17 protein-coding genes are annotated in these 19,266 nt (G+C 44.3%); 13 read left to right on the forward strand and 4 right to left on the reverse strand.

The window, feature by feature from the left end:
• Positions 1-119 precede the first annotated feature (119 nt).
• Positions 120-305, reverse strand: coding sequence for a CsbD family protein (locus FFF34_011030; protein TSD67890.1), 186 nt, complete (start codon positions 303-305; stop codon positions 120-122).
• A gap of 153 nt (positions 306-458) precedes the next feature.
• A complete protein-coding gene (gene acs / locus FFF34_011035; protein TSD67891.1) occupies positions 459-2,360 on the reverse strand; it encodes an acetate--CoA ligase in 1,902 nt (633 codons plus the stop codon).
• 220 nt (positions 2,361-2,580) lie between these two features.
• Here acs and rpmB point away from each other — a divergent pair, with 220 nt between their 5' ends.
• The 10 genes from rpmB (at position 2,581) to FFF34_011085 (ending at position 10,457) form a co-directional block, all read left to right on the forward strand.
• Positions 2,581-2,814: a 50S ribosomal protein L28 gene (rpmB, locus tag FFF34_011040; protein ID TSD67892.1), complete on the forward strand. Its 234-nt coding sequence runs from the start codon at positions 2,581-2,583 to the stop codon at positions 2,812-2,814.
• A 44-nt stretch (positions 2,815-2,858) separates the two neighbouring features.
• Positions 2,859-3,041, forward strand: a complete 183-nt coding sequence (rpmG, locus tag FFF34_011045) for a 50S ribosomal protein L33 (protein TSD67893.1) — start codon at positions 2,859-2,861, stop codon at positions 3,039-3,041.
• Positions 3,042-3,126: 85 nt separating this feature from the next.
• A complete protein-coding gene (locus FFF34_011050) occupies positions 3,127-3,291 on the forward strand; it encodes a DUF4295 domain-containing protein (protein TSD67894.1) in 165 nt (54 codons plus the stop codon).
• A gap of 138 nt (positions 3,292-3,429) precedes the next feature.
• Positions 3,430-4,392: a signal recognition particle-docking protein FtsY gene (gene ftsY, locus FFF34_011055; protein ID TSD67895.1), complete on the forward strand. Its 963-nt coding sequence runs from the start codon at positions 3,430-3,432 to the stop codon at positions 4,390-4,392.
• Positions 4,393-4,423: 31 nt separating this feature from the next.
• The gene (locus FFF34_011060) at positions 4,424-4,612 is read left to right on the forward strand and encodes a GxxExxY protein (protein TSD67896.1); all 189 of its coding nucleotides are present in this window, start codon (positions 4,424-4,426) and stop codon (positions 4,610-4,612) included.
• Positions 4,588-4,800, forward strand: coding sequence for a GxxExxY protein (locus FFF34_011065; GenBank protein TSD67897.1), 213 nt, complete (start codon positions 4,588-4,590; stop codon positions 4,798-4,800). Before FFF34_011060 ends, FFF34_011065 begins: the two co-directional genes overlap by 25 nt.
• A gap of 58 nt (positions 4,801-4,858) precedes the next feature.
• On the forward strand, positions 4,859-6,193 hold the full coding sequence (gene rimO / locus FFF34_011070) for a 30S ribosomal protein S12 methylthiotransferase RimO (protein ID TSD67898.1): 1,335 nt from the start codon (positions 4,859-4,861) through the stop codon (positions 6,191-6,193).
• Positions 6,194-6,304: 111 nt separating this feature from the next.
• Entirely contained in the window at positions 6,305-7,915 is a 1,611-nt protein-coding gene (gene bshC, locus FFF34_011075) for a bacillithiol biosynthesis cysteine-adding enzyme BshC (protein TSD67899.1), read from the forward strand.
• A 65-nt stretch (positions 7,916-7,980) separates the two neighbouring features.
• Positions 7,981-9,315: a hypothetical protein gene (locus FFF34_011080; GenBank protein ID TSD67900.1), complete on the forward strand. Its 1,335-nt coding sequence runs from the start codon at positions 7,981-7,983 to the stop codon at positions 9,313-9,315.
• A 68-nt stretch (positions 9,316-9,383) separates the two neighbouring features.
• A complete protein-coding gene (locus FFF34_011085) occupies positions 9,384-10,457 on the forward strand; it encodes an Ldh family oxidoreductase (protein ID TSD67901.1) in 1,074 nt (357 codons plus the stop codon).
• A 265-nt stretch (positions 10,458-10,722) separates the two neighbouring features.
• Here FFF34_011085 and FFF34_011090 read toward each other — a convergent pair whose 3' ends face one another.
• A complete protein-coding gene (locus FFF34_011090) occupies positions 10,723-13,554 on the reverse strand; it encodes an outer membrane beta-barrel protein (GenBank protein TSD67902.1) in 2,832 nt (943 codons plus the stop codon).
• Between the two features lie 176 nt (positions 13,555-13,730).
• Positions 13,731-14,105 carry a hypothetical protein gene (locus FFF34_011095; GenBank protein ID TSD67903.1) on the reverse strand — a complete coding sequence of 125 codons (375 nt, stop codon included), beginning with the start codon at positions 14,103-14,105 and terminating at the stop codon, positions 13,731-13,733.
• A 295-nt stretch (positions 14,106-14,400) separates the two neighbouring features.
• On the opposite strand from FFF34_011095, the gene FFF34_011100 reads away from it, so the two are divergent.
• From FFF34_011100 to FFF34_011110, 3 genes are all read left to right on the forward strand, one after another.
• The gene (locus tag FFF34_011100) at positions 14,401-15,483 is read left to right on the forward strand and encodes a sensor histidine kinase (protein TSD67904.1); all 1,083 of its coding nucleotides are present in this window, start codon (positions 14,401-14,403) and stop codon (positions 15,481-15,483) included.
• A complete protein-coding gene (locus FFF34_011105; GenBank protein ID TSD67905.1) occupies positions 15,483-16,226 on the forward strand; it encodes a response regulator transcription factor in 744 nt (247 codons plus the stop codon). Before FFF34_011100 ends, FFF34_011105 begins: the two co-directional genes overlap by 1 nt.
• Positions 16,227-16,439: 213 nt before the next feature.
• On the forward strand, positions 16,440-19,265 hold the full coding sequence (locus FFF34_011110; GenBank protein TSD67906.1) for a DNA gyrase/topoisomerase IV subunit A: 2,826 nt from the start codon (positions 16,440-16,442) through the stop codon (positions 19,263-19,265).
• The last annotated feature ends 1 nt before the right edge of the window (position 19,266 follow it).

Consider the following 19,266-nt stretch of genomic DNA (forward strand, 5'->3'; position numbering starts at 1 on the left):
TAGTTTGATAGAAAAGACAGCCTTACCTTCTTAACGTTGCACCAAACACAACAAAAAAGCCCCGAAACTCGGGGCTCTCTATTTAATTTAACTGAGGCTAAATAACCTCTTATCGCTAACTACAAACTGTTTATCCAATCAACCAGTTCTTCGCGGGTTTTACCGGTTTTTTGCTGGATGCGGCCTAAAGTTTCATCGTCCTTACCTTCTTCGTGGGCCAGGTCATCATCGGTCAGGTCGCCGTATGCTTGTTTTATTTTTCCTTTCAGCTCGTTCCAGCCGCCTTTTAATTCTAACTTATCCATGATGTGTTCTCCTTTTTAGATGTATTAGAAGAACAGGCAGATCATACTTTAGTTTTTACGAATTGGACAAAGAAGCAAGAAAACAAGAGGCAAGAACCAAGAGGTAAAATGCACACTCTTGATTCCTGACTCCAAAATTCTTGGCTCCTCTCCCTACAACGCCCCTTCTTTTATCTCTTCCACCACAGCAGGGTCAAGCAAAGTACTAGTGTCACCTAAATTGCTGGTATCACCCTCGGCTATTTTACGCAGTATGCGGCGCATAATTTTACCCGACCGTGTTTTAGGCAAGCCGCTTACAAACTGTATCTTATCAGGTTTGGCTATGGCGCCAATAATGCGCGATACCGTCATCATAATATCTTTACGGGTAAGCTCAGGGTCGCCGTGTTGGTTAGGGCATACCACAAAGGCATATACACCCTGGCCTTTTATATCGTGCGGGTAACCAACTACCGCGCTTTCAACCACGGTACTGTGCATGTTAATGGCATTTTCTACCTCGGCAGTACCAATGCGGTGGCCCGATACATTCAGCACGTCATCTACACGGCCGGTAATTCGGTAATAGCCATCTTTATCGCGCAGGCAGCCATCGCCTGTAAAATAAAGATTAGGGTAAGTAGCAAAATAAGTAGTGCGGCAACGTTCGTGGTCGCCATAAGTGGTGCGCAGCATACCCGGCCACGGGAATTTGATACAAAGGTTACCGCTAACGCCGTTACCCTTAATCTCGTTGCCGCTTTCGTCTACCAAAATTGGTTGCACGCCCGGCAACGGCAGCGTGGCATAGCCAGGTTTAGTTGGCGTTACACCTGCTATGGGCGATATCATGAAGCCTCCGGTTTCGGTTTGCCACCAGGTATCAACAATTGGGCATTTACCCTGGCCTATCTTTTCATCAAACCAGTGCCATGCTTCCTCGTTTATCGGCTCGCCTACCGAGCCTAATTTTTTAAGCGAGCTAAAATCCTTGCCTTTAATTACGTTATCGCCAAAGCTCATTAGCGAGCGGATAGCCGTTGGCGCGGTATATAATATGTTTACCTTAAATTTTTCTACAATATCCCACAGGCGGCCTGCATTAGGGAAGGTTGGTATACCTTCGAATAATACACTTGTAGCCCCCTGCATAAGCGGACCGTAAGCAATGTACGAGTGACCGGTTATCCAGCCGATATCTGCCGTACAAAAATAAACTTCGCCGGGTTGGTATTGGAATGCAGTGCTAAAGGTATAGCCCGTATAAACCATGTAACCGCCGCAAGTGTGTACCACACCCTTTGGCTTACCTGTTGAACCTGATGTGTACAGGATGAACAGCATATCTTCGGCATCCATCTCTTCGGCAGGGCAATCGGGGTTGCCTTGGGTTTCTACCTTTTTAACTTCATCTTCCCACCACACATCACGGCCTTTTATCATTGATACCGGGGTATGGCTGCGGGTTAAAACTATTACTCGTTTAATAGACGGGCATTGTACCAGGGCATCGTCTATGATAGATTTTAAGGGCACCTCTTTAGTCCCCCTGAAACTGCCATCGGCGGTTATAACAATATTGCATTCTGCATCCTTTATCCTATCGGCAATAGATTGCGCCGAAAAGCCCCCAAACACCACCGAATGTACCGCGCCTATACGGGCGCAGGCTAAAACGGCTATGGCCAATTCGGGCACCATAGGCATATATATACATATACGGTCGCCTTTTTTGGCCCCATTGTTTTTTAATACATTGGCAAACTGGCAAACCTTATCGTGCAGTTGTTTATACGATAATATACGATGGTCTTCGGTTGGGTCGTTAGGCTCCCATATAATGGCAGGCGTATCGCCATTCTTCTCTAAATGACGGTCGAGGCAGTTTTCGGTAATGTTTAATTTGGCTCCCTGGAACCATTTGATATCCGGCTCCTTAAAGTTCCAGTCCAATACCTTATCCCACTTCTTTTTCCATAAAAAATTATCGGCAATTTCTGCCCAAAATTGTTCAGGTTGCTCAACGCTTTTGCGGTAAACCTGGTGGTATTCGTCAAATGATTTAATTTGCATAACAAAGACTATAAATGGTGGCGTAAATTAGCAATTTGTTATTAAAAACGTTACTTATTAAAAAAATTTAAAAAGTTGTTTTCATGTAGATTCTAAAGGCAAAAACAGGTGCAAAAAAGAATTTTAAATATTTTTTAAATCACTGTTGCCTATTTCACTTAAAAAGCTGATATTTGCAAACTCTTTTTAGAAGAAGAGCGAGATTTAAAAAATATTTGTCATGTCAAGAATTTGTGATTTAACAGGAAAAGGCTACATGAACGGTAACAGCGTATCAAATTCGAACGCTAAAACCAAACGTAAGTTCTATCCAAACTTACAGCTTAAAAGGTTTTACATCCCCGAAGAAGATAAATGGATCACTTTAAAAGTGTCTACTTCTGCTGTTAAAACTATCAGCAAACACGGTATTACTGCTTGTATTAACAAGTTTGTAAAAAAGGGTTCTATATAATAACATCGTACTGCGGTTACGTAGCACGTAAAAAATAAAATAAGATGGCTAAGAAAGGCAACAGGGTTCAGGTAATTTTAGAATGCACAGAGCACAAAACCAGCGGCATGCCGGGTATGTCTCGTTACATTACCACCAAAAATAAAAAGAATACTACCGAAAGACTGGAAATGAAAAAATTTAACCCGGTTTTACGTAAAGTAACTGTACATAAAGAAATTAAGTAATTAGTTAATTAGCTTGATTAGCCGGTTTTTACCGCAACAATTAAAGCATAGTTCACTAACTCACTCATTCAATAATTAAAAAGACATGGCAAAGAAAGTAGTTGCAACCCTGAAAGTAGCAGGTAAAGGAAAAGAGTTTTCGAAAGTGATAACAATGATCAAATCACCACGTACAGGTGCTTACTCATTTAAAGAACAAATTGTACCTAACGATAACATCAAAGATGCAATTGCAGGTAAAACCCTGTAATCACTTTTGCTAAAAATATAAAAGCCGTCTTGTACACACGAGAGGGCTTTTTTTATTGTATCCAGATGACGCTAACCAAATAGCTAAGCAGATAATAATCTGCATATTTGCACATCTAAAAATCTGCACATTTACAACATGGGATTATTTGATTTTTTTAAGAAAAAAGAAACCACGCAGCAGGAACAGCAGGCGCTTGATACCGGTTTAGAAAAAACCAAGGATAACTTTTTTTCGAAGCTAACCAAGGTAGTAGCCGGTAAATCAACCGTTGATGAAGATGTGTTGGACGACCTGGAAGAAGTGCTGGTAACATCAGATGTTGGCGTAAGTACCACCCTCAAAATTATTCAGCGTATAGAGGCACGTGTGGCCCGCGATAAATATGTAGGCACATCTGAGCTGAACAACCTTTTAAAGGACGAGATACAGCAGCTGCTTGCCGAAAACAACAGCAACGATTTTCAGAATTTTGAATACGGCAACCATAAACCTTATGTAATAATGGTGGTTGGTGTTAATGGTGTGGGTAAAACCACTACAATTGGCAAATTGGCCCACAAACTAAAACAAGCCGGTAACCAGGTGGTGCTGGGCGCTGCGGATACCTTCCGCGCGGCAGCGGTAGACCAGTTGCAGCTTTGGGGCAAACGTGTTGATGTAAAGGTAGTAGCGCAGCCAATGGGTAGCGACCCTGCATCGGTAGCTTACGATACGCTGCGATCGGCAGTGGCCAATGGCGATGATGTGGCAATTATAGATACCGCAGGTCGTTTACATAATAAGGTAGGCCTGATGAACGAGCTTACCAAAATTAAAAACGTAATGCAAAAGGTGGTGCCTGATGCCCCGCACGAGATATTACTGGTGCTTGATGCCTCAACAGGGCAAAACGCTATTGAGCAATGCAAGCAATTTACCGAAGCTACTGCGGTTAACGCGCTGGCCCTAACCAAACTGGATGGTACGGCAAAAGGCGGCGTGGTAATAGGCATATCTGACCAGTTTAAAATACCGGTAAAATACATAGGTGTAGGCGAAGGAATGGACCATTTACAACTGTTTGACAGGCAAGCGTTTGTAGATAGTTTATTTAAATGATTTCACTGATTTTGTTGATTCCACCGATTAAATGGGAAGTGTTGAAAATGATCCGTTAACCGAAAAAATAATCGGTTGCTGCTTTGAAGTCCATAAGGCATTAGGTCCAGGATTTTTAGAGAAAGTTTATTCCAGGGCTCTTCAACATCAGCTACAATTGAGTGGAATTGTATTTGAAGCTGAAAGGAGTTCAATTTGTTTTTTAAAGACAAAAATGTAGGTAAATTTAAATGCGATCTATTTATCGAAAACAAAGTAATACTTGAGCTAAAATCTTATTCCGGCATTTATACACCGGTTCTTTTTCAGAAACAATTGCTATCCTATTTAAAAGCAAGTAATATCCAAACAGGGTTGCTTATAAATTTCGGCAATGTAAGTTGCAGTGTTAAAAGGTTATCTGTGTAAGGGATAAAGAATCACTGAAATCATCTTAATCGGTGAAATCAGTGAAAAGAAAATAATAATGAGAACAAAAGAAATTACAAAGCCGGTACTTAAAGCAAAACCCCGTGTAAACGTGGTTACCCTCGGCTGCTCAAAAAACATATACGATAGTGAAGTACTAATGGGCCAGCTTAAGGGCAACGCCTATGATGTAGTGCACGAATCGCAGCAGGTACGCAGCGATGATATCATCGTAATTAATACCTGCGGCTTTATTGATAATGCTAAACAGGAATCGATAGATACCATTTTACAGTACAGCGAATTAAAAGAACAAGGCAAGGTTGGTAAAGTTATTGTAACCGGCTGCCTAAGCGAGCGCTACAAGCCCGAACTGGAAGCCGAGATAACCAATGTGGATGCCTACTTTGGCACCAACGACCTGCAAAATATACTCACCAACATAGGTGCCAATTACCGCCACGAATTAATTGGCGAGCGTTTACTAACTACCCCTTCGCATTTTGCTTATTTTAAAATTGCAGAGGGTTGTAACCGCCCATGTTCGTTTTGTGCCATACCATTAATGCGCGGCAAGCATGTAAGCACGCCTATTGACCAATTGGTTAAAAACGCCGAAAGCCTGGTAAAGAACGGCACTAAAGAGCTTATACTGATTGCCCAGGATTTGACCTATTACGGCCTTGATTTGTACGGCAAACGCAATCTGGACGAGCTTTTACGCCGCCTAAGCGATGTAAACGGGGTTGAATGGATTAGGATGCAATATGCCTATCCCGCAGGCTTCCCGATGGAAGTTTTGGATGTAATGAACGAGCGCGACAATATTTGCAAGTACATGGATATGCCGCTGCAGCACATTACCGATAATATGCTAAAATCAATGCGCAGAGGGCTAACCAAGCAAAAAACCATTGACGTAGTAAACCAGATACGCGATAAGGTGCCCGGTATAGCCATGCGTACCACGCTGATAACCGGCTACCCCGGCGAAACCCAGCAGGATTTTGAAGAAATGGCCCAATGGGTAGAAGACACGAAGTTTGACCGTCTGGGTTGCTTCACTTACTCACACGAAGAGAAAACACACGCCCACTCGCTGATAGATGATGTACCCGAGGAAGTAAAACAGGAACGCGCCGATGCCATTATGGAAATTCAGCAGGGCATATCATTCGATAAAAACCAGGAGAAGATAGGCAATACTTATAAGGTGCTTATCGACAAAAAAGACGGCGGCTACTTTGTTGGCCGTACCGAATACGATTCGCCCGAGGTTGATAACGAGGTTTTAATAGATGCCAGCATAGATTATGCCGCCGTAGGCAGCTTTGTTAACGTAAAAATTAACACCGCCGAAGACTTTGACCTTTATGGACAAATTGTAAAATAAAACCCTTTTAGTACCGGCATTGTTGCCGTTTAGATTATAAAATCTAAATTCGACCTTTAGATATACACTTTTAGGCTCAATCTAAAATCGTACATCTACAATCGTAAATCAATGGACGCAGCCTGTATCGACTATAAAGACACCGGGTATTTTTCCCAAACGGTAATTGATTACCTGGACGATGTGCCGGAGTTACGATCGTTTTACAGCTACCGCCCTACCCTGCAAGGTTTTGCCCAATTATTTAACAATAAAAAAGTTGTTGCCAACCGCCCGCTGCTGGTACAGGTTTTAACCGAACAATACTTTAAAAATGCTAAACAAGGCGTTCCCGAGTTAGAAGCCGCCGATTTTATCCGCCAGCGGATAGCGTTGCTTGGCTCGCCCGATACCTATACCATTACCACCGGCCACCAGTTAAATATTTTTACCGGCCCGCTTTATTTTATTTATAAAATAGTAACCGCTATAAAGCTAAGTCGCCAGTTAAAGGAAGCCCACCCCGATAAAAACTTTGTGCCTGTTTACTGGATGGCATCAGAAGACCACGATTTTGCCGAGATAAACTATACCAATATTGGTGGTAAAAAAGTGCATTGGTGGTACGAGGCTTCGGGTGCTACAGGGCGCATCAATCCTGATACCATGCGCCAGGCCATTAACCAGTACAAAGGCGTTTTAGGTATTGATGGCCACTCTGCCGAGCTGGCCGAAATGGTAGAAACCGCCTACACTAAATTTGATAAACTGGCCGATGCTACCCGCTATTTGGTTAACGCCTTATTTGGCCGCTATGGCCTGGTGATAATAGATGCCGATGACCACCGGCTAAAACAAGAGTTTGCCCCTATCATGGAGCGCGACATTATTGAGCAAAACAGCTTTAAAAATATAAGCGCGGTAAACCAGCAATTACAGGCGCTGGGTGTGCACATACAGGTAAACCCGCGCGAGATAAATTTTTTTTATCTGAAAGATAACCTGCGCGAGCGTTTGCTATTTGAGAACGACCGCTACAGCGTAATGAATACCGAAATTAGCTTTACCGAAGCGGAGCTGAAACAGGAAATTAAAACCGCGCCTGAAAGGTTTAGCCCCAACGTGGTAATGCGCCCTTTATACCAGGAATGTATTTTACCTAATATAGCCTACATTGGCGGCGGTGCCGAGGTGGTTTACTGGCTGGAGCTAAAATCAAACTTTGATTATTATGGCATCGATTTTCCGATACTGATATTGCGCAATTCGGGCCTGGTGATTAAAAAAGAAACAGTTGCCAAAATAAACAGCATGGAGCTTGCCCCAGTTACCCTGTTTAAAACTACCGACGAGATAAAAAACAGTTGGGTAAAACAGCATAGCAGCCACGATTTAACCCTGAACGAAGAATGGCGCGGGATACAGAGCATTTTTGAACGCATAAAACTGCGTGCCCATAAAATTGATAATACGCTGGAGCCATCGGCAGCGGCGGTGCAAGCCCGCTTAAAACATGCTTTAGATAACCTGGAGAAAAAACTGATAAAGGCCGAAAAACGCAACTACCAAACCCGGCTGGAGCAGATAGAACACATCAAAGCCGACATATTTCCCAACAACAGCTTGCAGGAGCGATCAGAAAACTTCGGCCTTAGCTATGTAAAATGGGGCCAGGTATTCATAGACGAACTCATCCGCAACTTTGAACCGTTAGATTTTAAGTTTACGGTGTTGACGGAGTAATTTTATCTGTGACAACAAAAATTTCTTATATTAGTTACTAATTAACCCTATCAATTGTTAACTATATGATTAAACCTGTACGTGCATATTATGCAGTGGCCTTAATATTTGCTTTCCAATTATTCACATCCTGTCATAAAACTGCGTCAGACCCTTTACCGGTTGCAGATACTACCCACACACCGCTATCAATAAGTAAACCAGTAGTTAAAATAACATCTGTTAGTATTACAGAGGGTGGTTTTAATACAACTGTAACCATAAATGGGTCTGGATTCGTTTCAAGCCTTACAGGTAATCAAGTTTATTTCAATAACAAAAAAGCTTTGATCTTATATGCCAATGAAACTCGAATAATAGCGTGTGTGCCCCTAGGTGCTGGCACTGGTAAGATAACGTTAGCTGTTGGGGCAACTAAAGTAACAGGGCCTACATTTAAATACCTTATTACTGATGTGCTTACATTTTTCGCAGGGGGTTATACTATGGGATTTAAAGACGGCCAAGGTTCTAATGCAAAATTTCATAGTCCAGCCGGCCTTGCAATAGATGCGGTAGGCAATATATTTGTTGCTGATGCCGGAAACAACGTAATCAGAAAGATCACCCCTTCTGGATATGTTTCCACCTTTGCAGGTACAGGGAAAAGCGGCTTAACAAATGGACATAAAAGTACCGCTACATTTTCTACTCCACTTGGTTTATGCTTTGATAAAGCAGGGAATTTATATGTATCAGATAGTGACAACGGTGTGATCAGAAAAATTTCAAGAAATAACATGGTGACAACATTTGCCACAAATGGTATAACAAAATTTAATATGCCGAAAGGTATTACCACCGATGTCGCTGGAAACGTATACGTCGCAGATATGCAAAACAGTATTATCAGAAAAATCACACCACAAGGTGTAGTAACTCCATATGCACCCGCAGAAAACACTCCAAGCAATAATCTAATATTTATACAGCCAAGCGGATTAACATCTGATAAGTTAGGAAACTTATATACGGTGCAGCTGAGTAATGGACTCATACGAAAAATTACCCCCGGTCGTGTAGTAACTAATATTGCCGGTGGGGCTACGCTCGATGGTTATACCGATGTTTTTAACGGAACAGGAATAGCAGCAATTTTTTATCATCCGGAAAGTATTGCACTTAGCCCCGACGGTAATTTGTACGTGGCAGATACGTTTGATCGGGCCATAAGAAAAGTAACCCCTGAAGGCGTGGTTACTACCTTATTAGGTGGGCTGCGTGCTACTTCGGCTCCACATGAGGGATCTGGTAATAATGCAGGTATGTATACTCCTGTTGGTATCGCAATAAATGCCGCGGGCGTGATATATGTAGCTGATCAAACATATGGCTTTATATATAAAATCAGTAAGCAATAAGGTGTTATAATAGATTTTTAAAAACTGACAACTTTTAAGTTGTTAGTTCTGATTTATACCTTTGCCTTATGCTCATCCCTCACCAAACCATCCGCACCTTTACCCAAAATATTCTCCTGGCTATGGGCTGCAGCGAGGCGCATGCAGTGTTGGCAGCAGATGTACTGCTTAAGTCGGACCTGCGGGGGATAGACTCGCACGGAGTGGCCCGTTTAAGCGGCTATGTGCGCCTTTGGCAGAAACAACGCATAAACACCAGTCCCGATATAAAGATAGTACACGAGACCGCTACCACAGCAACAATTGACGGCGACGCGGGCCTTGGCCTGATAGTAGCCCCCTTTGCCATGCAGGTGGCTATTGATAAGGCTAAACAATATGGCTCGGGCTGGGTATCGGTACGCAACTCAAACCACTTTGGTATTGCCGGTTACCATGCCCTGATGGCTGTAGAGCAGGACATGATCGGCTTCGCCATGACAAATGCCAGTCCGCTGGTGGCCCCTACCTTTTCAAACGAACGATTATTGGGTACCAACCCCATGTGCTATGCTTTCCCGACAGGTAAATACCCGCCGGTAGTGGTAGATATGGCTACCTCGGCAGCAGCCAACGGCAAACTGGAAATAGCCCAGCGCGCCGGCCAGCAGGTACCCGAAGGTTGGTTGCAGGATAAACAAGGAAATTACACTACCAACCCCCATGCCCTAAAAACAGGTGGTGCATTACTGCCCCTGGGCAGCGACCGCGAGAACGGCAGTCACAAAGGTTTTGGCCTGGCTGCAACGGTCGATATATTATCAGGCGTATTATCCGGCGCGGGCTATGGCCCCTGGGTACCGCCCTTTGTCGCTTTTTTAGACCCGCCCGCCAACCCGCCCGGCGTAGGTATAGGCCACTTTTTGGGCGCCATGCGGGTAGATGGCTTTAGGCCGACCGATGAATTTAAGGCCGATATGGATAACTGGATAAGCCGATTTAAGTCAGCGTCCACCATAGATCCCACCCAAAAAGTAATTATCCCCGGCGAACCTGAATTGGAAGCAGAAGCCGACCGGTTACAAAACGGCATACCCTTAGTTGATGCCGTGGTAAATGACTTGAATGAATTGGCTGCGAAGTTTAGGATAGAGGGGTTGTAATAGGGATACCCTACAAAAAAGAGGCACCCGGCCTCACCCGGGTACCTCTCATCAGAATATATATAGTTAATCACCTTATGGTGCAATTTGGTTGCCGCAGCATATACTTGCCGTGTGGATAACTCATTATTAACTACCCGTGTATTTAACCACCGGGACCACCCGGGCATCCTCAAGAAAAGATCAAGACAACTAAATCTCACAAAAGAAACCTCGTCTTTTCCTGTTACAAACCCTGTGATCCTGTGGTTAAATACCCGGAGAATTAAAATGGTGGCGGTCCGCCACCAGGAGGGCCACCCATACCGGGGCCGCCACCCGGGCCGCCAGGTGTTGGCCTTTTACCAGCAAACTTTTGCAGCCTAAGCGTAAACGTAGCCAGGAAATACCTGCCTAAACGGTTGGCGTTTGTTTGGGTAATATAGCTGCCGCTTTGTGTAGTGGTGTAACCGGTATTTTCGTTAAATACATCGTTAACTGCAAAGCGCAACGTACCCACATTGTTTTTCAAAAACCTGCGCTCTATATAGGTGTTCAGGATGTTGGGGTTGGTAGCGCCCTGGTAACCGTAATATATTTGCTTAGTAAAATCGTAGCTAAAGGTCCAGTCTTTAAAAAAGTAATTTTTGCCGTTAAGCCCTAAATTAAGGGTGCTAAATTTACTGTTGATGTTAGCAGTTTCTACCGAATTGTTTGAGCGGTTAACCGCGTAGGTAGTACTTGCTTCAGCATCTATTACATCGGCAACATTTACCCTAAAGCGTACCCCTTGCGATAGCACCAGGTTTTTGGAGATATTTTTTTCGGTAGTTAACGCGTAGGTATCGGCATCTACACTGCCCACGTACGATATGTTGTTGGCATAGGTTACGTTACCTATAAAAAACAGGTTATACTTGCGCTTGGCCCAGGGCTTGGCAAACACATAAAACCCATTTGCCGCATAATAGCCATCGGCATTTTGGTATTGGGTTAAAATGGTACCGGCCAGTTTAGGGTCGGGCGCATACACTCTTGGGTAAGTTATAGTATTAGCCACTACCTTATTTTGCGACTGTGTGAAGGACAGGTTACTAAAAAACACGTTCCCCGAAGCAAAATCGAATTTATTATAACGGATAGATAGCACGTTGTTAAATTCCGGTGTCAGGTCGGGGTTACCCTGTACCGGGTACGACGCGTTCGAAAAATCGGTAACAGGCTGCAACTGGGTATAAGTGGGTTGCGCGCTGGTGCCGTTGTAATTAACACTTAACGATTGGTTACGCGAGAAGTTATAAATAAACCTGGCCGTCGGCGCAATATTAAATGTATTAACCGGGTTGGTGCCGCTACCATCTAAGGTTGATGGCTGTGCCATAACGCCCAGGGTGTAGTTATATTTTTTATCGATAAAGCGATAGTTTAGGCCAAACCTATTGGTGATAAAGCTGTAGCTATAGTTATTGCTCAGCAAATCGTAACGCACACGGTCACCGCTGTTGCTTAGCGTATCGGTAGCCCTGTCGGCGCTGGTATACGAGTATTTGTAGCCGTAGGTAACTTCCAGGTATGATTTTTTGCTCAGCGGTTCCAGGTACGACAGGCTGGTACCCACGCTATCGGTACGGCTGGCGGTACTAATATATTGGCTTAGCGGTGCGTTGGCCGCACCCTCTATATAAGTATAAACCGGGTTTTGATACTGGTTGATACTATACGAGCCTGCGCCAACATTAACACTAAAATTGCGGCCTTTGGTTGCAAAACGGTGGTTATACAACACGTTGGCACCATAGTTTGGCGATGTAGAGTGCAGGTACGACAGAAAAGTATAATCGGACACTAAACCTGACGCGTTCATCAGCGTATTGGCCGCGTTTTGGTTGGTGGTAACACCAGCATATGAATATGAAGGTGTAATTTTAAAGTAGTTAACCGTATCGGGCTTGTACTCGATATTAAAATTAAAACGGTGGTTCAGGTTGTCGGTCTCCTGTACGCTGCTTTGGTTATTAACGCTTGGGTTACTTGCCGATAGGTTGTTTTGTATAGTAGTACTGGTAGTGTTTACCGTATTGTTGGCAAAGCTGTAGCTACCATAAGCGGTTATTTTTTTACCCCACTGGTCGCGGTAGTTAAAACCTAATGAACGGGCTGTAGTTATACCGTTGCCACTGTTGGCATTACCTCCCGGAGGGCCGCCCGGGCCGCCACCACCGCCCCCACGGCCACCGGGGCCGCCAAAGTTAAACAGGTTGGTATTGGTGTTATTTAAATTACCTAACACGGCTATTTGTCGGCTGCCGCTAAAGCTAAACAAGTTGCCCTGTGCTACGTAGCGGTTACCCTCTTTGCTTTGGTCTATCCCCGGTATCATATCCTGGCCCTCGCCAACGCTGGCCTGGCCAAAATAACCGTAATTCTTACTTTCTTTTATGGTGATGTTAAGCACCTTTTCGGGCTCGCCGGTTTTAACGCCGGTAATGTTGGCCTGGTCGCCGTAATCATCAATTACCTGTATGTTTTGTACAATGTCGGCAGGCAGGTTTTTGGTAGCGGTTTTAAGGTCGCCGCCAAAAAAATCTTTACCGTTAACGCGCACCTTGGTAACGCTTTTGCCCTGCGCGGTTACGTTGCCATCCTTATCCACATCAACGCCGGGGAGCTTGCGTATCACATCTTCAACCGGAGCGCCATCGCGTACTTTGTAGGCGGCAGCGTTAAATTCTACCGTGTCTTCCTTTAGCTTAACAGGGTTTACATCGGTAATGGTAACACCGGCCAGCATGCGGGTTTCGGCTTTTAGTATAATAGGGTTAAGTACAACAGGTGTAGTTGCGTTATCTAACACAAAACGGCGCTTTAAGGGCTGGTAACCTATTGATTGTATCACCAGGCTAAACTGGTTAACGGTTACCCCCGGGAAGCTAAAACGGCCGGCAGCATCGGTGCTGGTACTTAGGCTATCCTTTCCGGTTAGTATGCGCACCAGGCTGCCCGGCAGGGTAACACCGGTAGAATCTTTAATGGTTCCGCTAACATCGCGGCCGGTTTGTGCGTAACTGCCTGTAGAGACAAGCAAAGCAGCGGCAAATAAAAAGTATACGAGTTTCATTATATCTGATTTAGGGCTACACAAAGCAATTACTTTGACGTATGATTAAAAAACGCGATAGACCGAGAGCTAAAAATTATAGACAGAAAGGCTTTTTTAACCGTTAAAACAGTATCAGCCTGTTTACAAAAAAAAGCTCCCCAATAAATTGGGGAGCTTAGGGGTATATGGGGTTGTTATTGCAAAAACACGTAGGCTTTTTGGCCATACTCGTCGTACACGCGCAGTTGTTTGGTAACTGTTTGGTCGTTTGATTTGATGGTTACCGCGTAATCGCCATTGTCTAATTCAGACAGGTTGTAGGCTTTTTGTACAACGCTTTTCTTTGGCAGCTTATCAAGCAATAAAACATGGTTTTCGTTATCGGTAATTATTACAGTTGCCTTTGCATCGGTTAGTATGCTTACGCCAAAGCCAACGGCGTTGCGTAAAGCTTGTACAGTAATGGTTGGGATGCCGTCATCGGCAGTGGCTGCCTTTGCTGGTGTTGCTGCAAATAAACCGGTGCTTAACAATAATAACAGTGCTGATAATTTGATTGAATTTTTCATGATCTTAGTTTTTTAAATTATGTTTTTGATTTTGTTATAAACTTTCAATGTCCAAAACAACAACCTTTTGCACTATCAAAAAAACGCGATAGACCACCGGCCCATACAAATAGACCGGGGCCAAAAATCAATCGCCGAACGCCTATTTACCTATAATACAGCATTATAATTAACTTTAAACGGATGTTTTTGCCTGCCCGTCGGTAAAAAGCGCCCCTGCGGCGATTATGGTTGGTGTTTAGCCCTGCTGTTTTGTAATATTGTATAAGCATCCGGCTATTAACCTAATTATATAATGATCATTCAAAAATCAAAAAGCACTTTAGTAAGCATACTCATCCAGGTATTAATATGGGTAGTATTGGGCATAGTGCTATTGTTTTACCAACCCTTCCTGCGCAACATCGAGATCCCTTATCAATTTTGGATAAAGCAAAACTTTGTATTTGCCATGCTGATATCGGCATATTATATAAACGCCTATATACTGGTGCCCAGGTTTCTGCTTAAAAAAAGAACCGGCTTATACTTTTTAACTATCTTGTTTATGACGGTTGCCATTGTATTTTTATCCGGCTTTGCCGATAAGTTTTTAAACCTGCGCGAATTACTTGAAGCAGCCTTTCATAAAAGCGGCCCACCAAAACGGGGCGGCCGCGATGGTGGTAAACACGGTTACTTAGATACCTTTATCATTACGCTTACCTCGTTGGTACTGGGCATCAGCACCAGTATTACCACCACCCAAAAATGGCAAAAGGATAAAGAGCTGCACCAGGAAATGGAGCAAGACAAGATCAGCTCGGAGTTATCGTTTTTAAAGGCACAGATAAACCCGCATTTCTTTTTTAATACGCTTAACAACATTTACGCGCTTACACTGGTAAATGTAGAAACATCGCGCGTGGCACTGCACCAGCTATCGCGCATGATGCGTTATGTATTGTACGACACCCAAAACACCACCGCCCTGCTAAGCCAGGAGGTTGCCTTTATAAAAGACTATATCAGCCTGATGCAGCTTCGCCTTACCGACCGTACAAAGGTTAACTTTCAATCCCCGGCCATGCTGCGCGAGTTCCCGGTGGCGCCAATGCTGTTTTTAACCTTTGTAGAGAACGCCTTTAAACACGGCATTAGCGATACGCAGCAAAGCGATATTGAAGTGATCATTACCCAGGAGGATAACACCGTATCGATGATGGTAAAAAACACTATCTTTAAAGAAAAGGGGATGAATATTGAAGAGAACCAGGGCATCGGTTTAAATAATACCATCCGCCGGTTAGATCTGCTTTACCCTGGTAAATATACCCTGGAGGTAAACGAATCGGCCGAAACCAACCAATATACCGTTAACCTAACGCTGCAATTGTAATGACATTAAACTGTATAGCCGTTGACGACGAGCCCCTGGCCCTGGGCATGATATGCGCCTTTATTGAGCAAACGCCTTTTTTAAACTTAGTGGGCCGCTACGGCAGCGCCGTTGAGGCTTTAGGTGGCTTACAAACCCACAAGGTCGACCTGATATTTTTAGATATACAAATGCCCAACCTAAACGGCATCGAGCTGGCACGTGTGCTGGATAGCCGCGGCGCAAGCAAGCCGCGCATTATATTCACCACCGCGTATAACCAATTTGCATTAGAGGGCTATAAGGTTGATGCTTTGGATTACCTGCTAAAACCTTTTAATTACGAAGAGTTTTTGCATGCCGCCAATAAGGCGCTGGCCTACGCCGAGTTAGTAAACCGCTCGGCCAATACCGCGCCCGCGGCAGATACCGAACGCATTGAAGATGATTACCTGTTTATTAAAGTAGAGTATCAGCTGGTGCGCATAGCCCTTAGCGATATTTTATATATGGAGAGCCTAAAGGACTACGTAAAAATATACCTGCAAAACAACGAAAAGCCCCTGCTCACCCTCATCAGCCTTAAAGCGCTGGAAGAGAAGCTGCCCGCCAAACGTTTTATGCGTGTACACCGCTCGTACATCGTATCGTTAGATAAGATAAACTCCATTACCCGCAATGCCATGCAAATAGGCAAAATTAACATCACCGTAGGCGACCAGTACAAAGATGAATTTGGTAAGTTTTTAAGCAGGTGGGTGTAGGTTTGCTAATTATTTGATACTACTTAATCCCTGCGGCTAATCTGACCATTTGTTCTTCATTTATAAACACCTTTCAGCTGTTATATCATAAGTGCTTATTATAACCTGATTAGTGTTGATTTTGGCCTATATGTGCAAAAAATCTGCATATCTGCACATCTTCACATCTGCACATTATACTATCTTTACCCATCCAAATTTTTTTGCTAAAGAATGAGCGACGACTTAAGTATTGATCCTGTTTCTGAAAATAACGAAGAAAATACCCTTCATAAAATAACCTCTCTTGATGGGCTGTACGAGAACTGGTTTCTTGATTATGCATCCTATGTAATATTAGACCGCGCCGTTCCGCATTTAAACGATGGTTTAAAGCCTGTGCAGCGCCGCATATTGCACTCGCTGAAAGAGATGGACGACGGGCGCTTTAACAAGGCCGCCAACGTTATTGGTAACACCATGAAGTATCACCCGCATGGTGATGCTTCAATAGGTGATGCCATGGTGCAAATAGGCCAAAAAAACCTGCTGATAGACTGCCAGGGCAACTGGGGAGACCCGGTAACAGGCGACTCGGCAGCGGCCCCGCGTTACATCGAGGCGCGCCTGTCAAAATTCGCGCTGGATGTTGTTTTTAACGCCGATACCACTGTTTGGCAGGCCAGTTATGATGGCCGTAACCGCGAGCCTATTACACTACCTGTAAAGTTCCCTTTGCTATTGGCGCAAGGTGCCGAGGGTATTGCCGTGGGTTTAGCTACCAAAATACTACCGCATAATTTTATCGAACTGATAGATGCATCTATAGCCGTTTTAAAAGGCGACAGGCCAAACCTGCTGCCCGATTTCCCTACCGGCGGCATGGCCGATGCATCGGCCTATAACGAGGGTCAGCGCGGGGGCCGTATAAGGGTGCGCGCCAAAATTGTAGAGCGCGATAAAAAAACCCTTACCATTACCGAGATACCTTTTAGCACCACCACAGGCAGCTTAATTGATAGTGTAATATCGGCCAACGATAAGGGCAAGATCAAAATAAAAAAGATAGAGGATAACACGGCGCAAAACGTCGAGATAGTTATCCACCTGGCGCCGGGTATATCGCCCGATGTTACTATTGATGCCTTGTATGCCTTTACCGATTGCGAGGTATCTATATCGCCTAATACCTGCGTGATACAGGAAGACAAGCCGCGCTTTATGAGCGTGAACGATATGCTGAGCGAAAGCACCTTTTTCACCAAGGACCTGTTGAAGCAGGAGCTGGAGATACGACTGAAGGAATTGATGGAGAAGATATTTTTTAGCTCGTTGCTAAAAATATTTATACAGGAAGGGATGTACAAACACCCCGACTACGAAAACTCGACAGATTTTGAAGGCGTGCTGGTGGTATTGAATAAGTTGTTCGAACCTTTCTTCCCGCAATTTTACCGCGCTATACTGCCCGAAGATTATAAGAAACTGATTGATAAACCCATGAGCAGCATTACCCGTTTTGATGTAAAGAAAACGGATGAGCAGATAAAGGGACTGAACGACGAGATAAAAACGGTTAAACACCACTTAAAGCACCTTACCGATTATACCATTGCCTGGTTTGAAAAACTACGCGAAAAATACGGCAAGGGCCGCGAACGCAAAACCGAGCTGCGCACATTTGACCGTGTAGAAGCCGCCCAGGTAGCCCTGGCCAACGTTAAACTATATGTTAACCGCGAGGATGGTTTTATAGGTTCGGGTTTAAAAAAGGACGAGTTTGTATGCGATTGCTCGGATATCGACGAGATCATTGTGTTCCGCGGCGACGGGCGCTTTATTGTTACCAAGGTACAGGACAAGGTATTTGTAGGTAAGGATATTGAGCATGTGGCCGTGTTTAAAAAGAACGACGAGCGCACCGTATACAACATGATATACAAAGACGGGCAAAGCGGCGTAAGCTACATTAAACGTTTTTCGGTTACGGGTGTAACCCGCGATAAGGAGTACGACCTTACCAAAGGCAGCAAAGGCTCAAAGGTGCTATACTTTACGGCCAACCCCAACGGCGAAGCCGAGGTGGTTACCGTACAGCTAAAGCCACACGCCAAATTAAAAAAACTACAGTTCGACGAAGACTTTGCCGCGCTGGCTATAAAGGGCCGAAATTCGATAGGTAACATGGTTACCAAGTACCCGGTTAAAAAGGTGCTGTTAAAATCAAAAGGGGTATCAACCCTGGCCGGGCGTAAAATATGGTACGATGATATTTTGAAACGCCTTAATGCCGATGGACGCGGTAAATACCTGGGCGAGTTTGACGGCGATGACCGTATACTGAACGTGCTGAGCAACGGCATGTACGAGCTGACCAGCTTTGACCTGAATAACCACTTTGATGATAAGATGATCCTGATAGAGAAGTACGACCCGGCCAAGGTATTTGCGGTAGTGCACTACGACGGAAAATCTAAAAATTACATGGTAAAACGCTTTGTGTTTGAAGCCACGGTTATAGGTAAGCAAACCAGCATCATCAGCGACGAAAGCGGCTCGAAACTGGTACTGATATCCGGCGCGGCGCAGCCAGTGGTTAAGGTAGAGCAGCTAAAAGGCAAAACATTGATACCCGAGGAAGTTGACTTAAACTTAACCGACCTGATTGATGTAAAAGGCATGAAGGCGATGGGTAACCGTTTAAGCGTACACCAGGTAAAAAGCGTTGAGCTGATAGCCGAGCACGATGACGAAGCGGATGTACCCGACCCGGCACCCGACTCGGTAGAAGATACCGAGATAACCATTACCGCCGAAGATAAGCAGGTAGCCGATGCCCCACCTGTACAACAAGTGGCCGAAACCGCCGTTAAAGTTGAAAAGGTTGAGTTGGTTAAGCAACAGCCAGAACTGGTGCAAGCATCCGAACAATCTGTGAAATCAGTTGAATCAGAGCAATCAAAAGAGCCTGAATCAAAACCTGTTAAAAAGATAGATTTCGAGATCACCAATCCCGATGATATTGACATTGACGACAAGGGGCAATTAGGCTTATTTTAAT

It is taken from the genome of Inquilinus sp. KBS0705, assembly GCA_005938025.2.
Taxonomy (GTDB): Bacteria; Bacteroidota; Bacteroidia; order Sphingobacteriales; family Sphingobacteriaceae; genus Mucilaginibacter.

Excerpts from the sequence above, each read along its gene's own strand:
- FFF34_011030 (TSD67890.1), bottom strand. The coding sequence starts at position 305 with ATGGATAAGTTAGAATTAAAAGGCGGCTGGAACGAGCTGAAAGGAAAA.
- acs (TSD67891.1), bottom strand. The coding sequence starts at position 2,360 with ATGCAAATTAAATCATTTGACGAATACCACCAGGTTTACCGCAAAAGC.
- rpmB (TSD67892.1), top strand. The coding sequence starts at position 2,581 with ATGTCAAGAATTTGTGATTTAACAGGAAAAGGCTACATGAACGGTAAC.
- rpmG (TSD67893.1), top strand. The coding sequence starts at position 2,859 with ATGGCTAAGAAAGGCAACAGGGTTCAGGTAATTTTAGAATGCACAGAG.
- FFF34_011050 (TSD67894.1), top strand. The coding sequence starts at position 3,127 with ATGGCAAAGAAAGTAGTTGCAACCCTGAAAGTAGCAGGTAAAGGAAAA.
- ftsY (TSD67895.1), top strand. The coding sequence starts at position 3,430 with ATGGGATTATTTGATTTTTTTAAGAAAAAAGAAACCACGCAGCAGGAA.
- FFF34_011060 (TSD67896.1), top strand. The coding sequence starts at position 4,424 with ATGGGAAGTGTTGAAAATGATCCGTTAACCGAAAAAATAATCGGTTGC.
- rimO (TSD67898.1), top strand. The coding sequence starts at position 4,859 with ATGAGAACAAAAGAAATTACAAAGCCGGTACTTAAAGCAAAACCCCGT.
- bshC (TSD67899.1), top strand. The coding sequence starts at position 6,305 with ATGGACGCAGCCTGTATCGACTATAAAGACACCGGGTATTTTTCCCAA.
- FFF34_011080 (TSD67900.1), top strand. The coding sequence starts at position 7,981 with ATGATTAAACCTGTACGTGCATATTATGCAGTGGCCTTAATATTTGCT.
- FFF34_011085 (TSD67901.1), top strand. The coding sequence starts at position 9,384 with ATGCTCATCCCTCACCAAACCATCCGCACCTTTACCCAAAATATTCTC.
- FFF34_011090 (TSD67902.1), bottom strand. The coding sequence starts at position 13,554 with ATGAAACTCGTATACTTTTTATTTGCCGCTGCTTTGCTTGTCTCTACA.
- FFF34_011095 (TSD67903.1), bottom strand. The coding sequence starts at position 14,105 with ATGAAAAATTCAATCAAATTATCAGCACTGTTATTATTGTTAAGCACC.
- FFF34_011100 (TSD67904.1), top strand. The coding sequence starts at position 14,401 with ATGATCATTCAAAAATCAAAAAGCACTTTAGTAAGCATACTCATCCAG.
- FFF34_011105 (TSD67905.1), top strand. The coding sequence starts at position 15,483 with ATGACATTAAACTGTATAGCCGTTGACGACGAGCCCCTGGCCCTGGGC.
- FFF34_011110 (TSD67906.1), top strand. The coding sequence starts at position 16,440 with ATGAGCGACGACTTAAGTATTGATCCTGTTTCTGAAAATAACGAAGAA.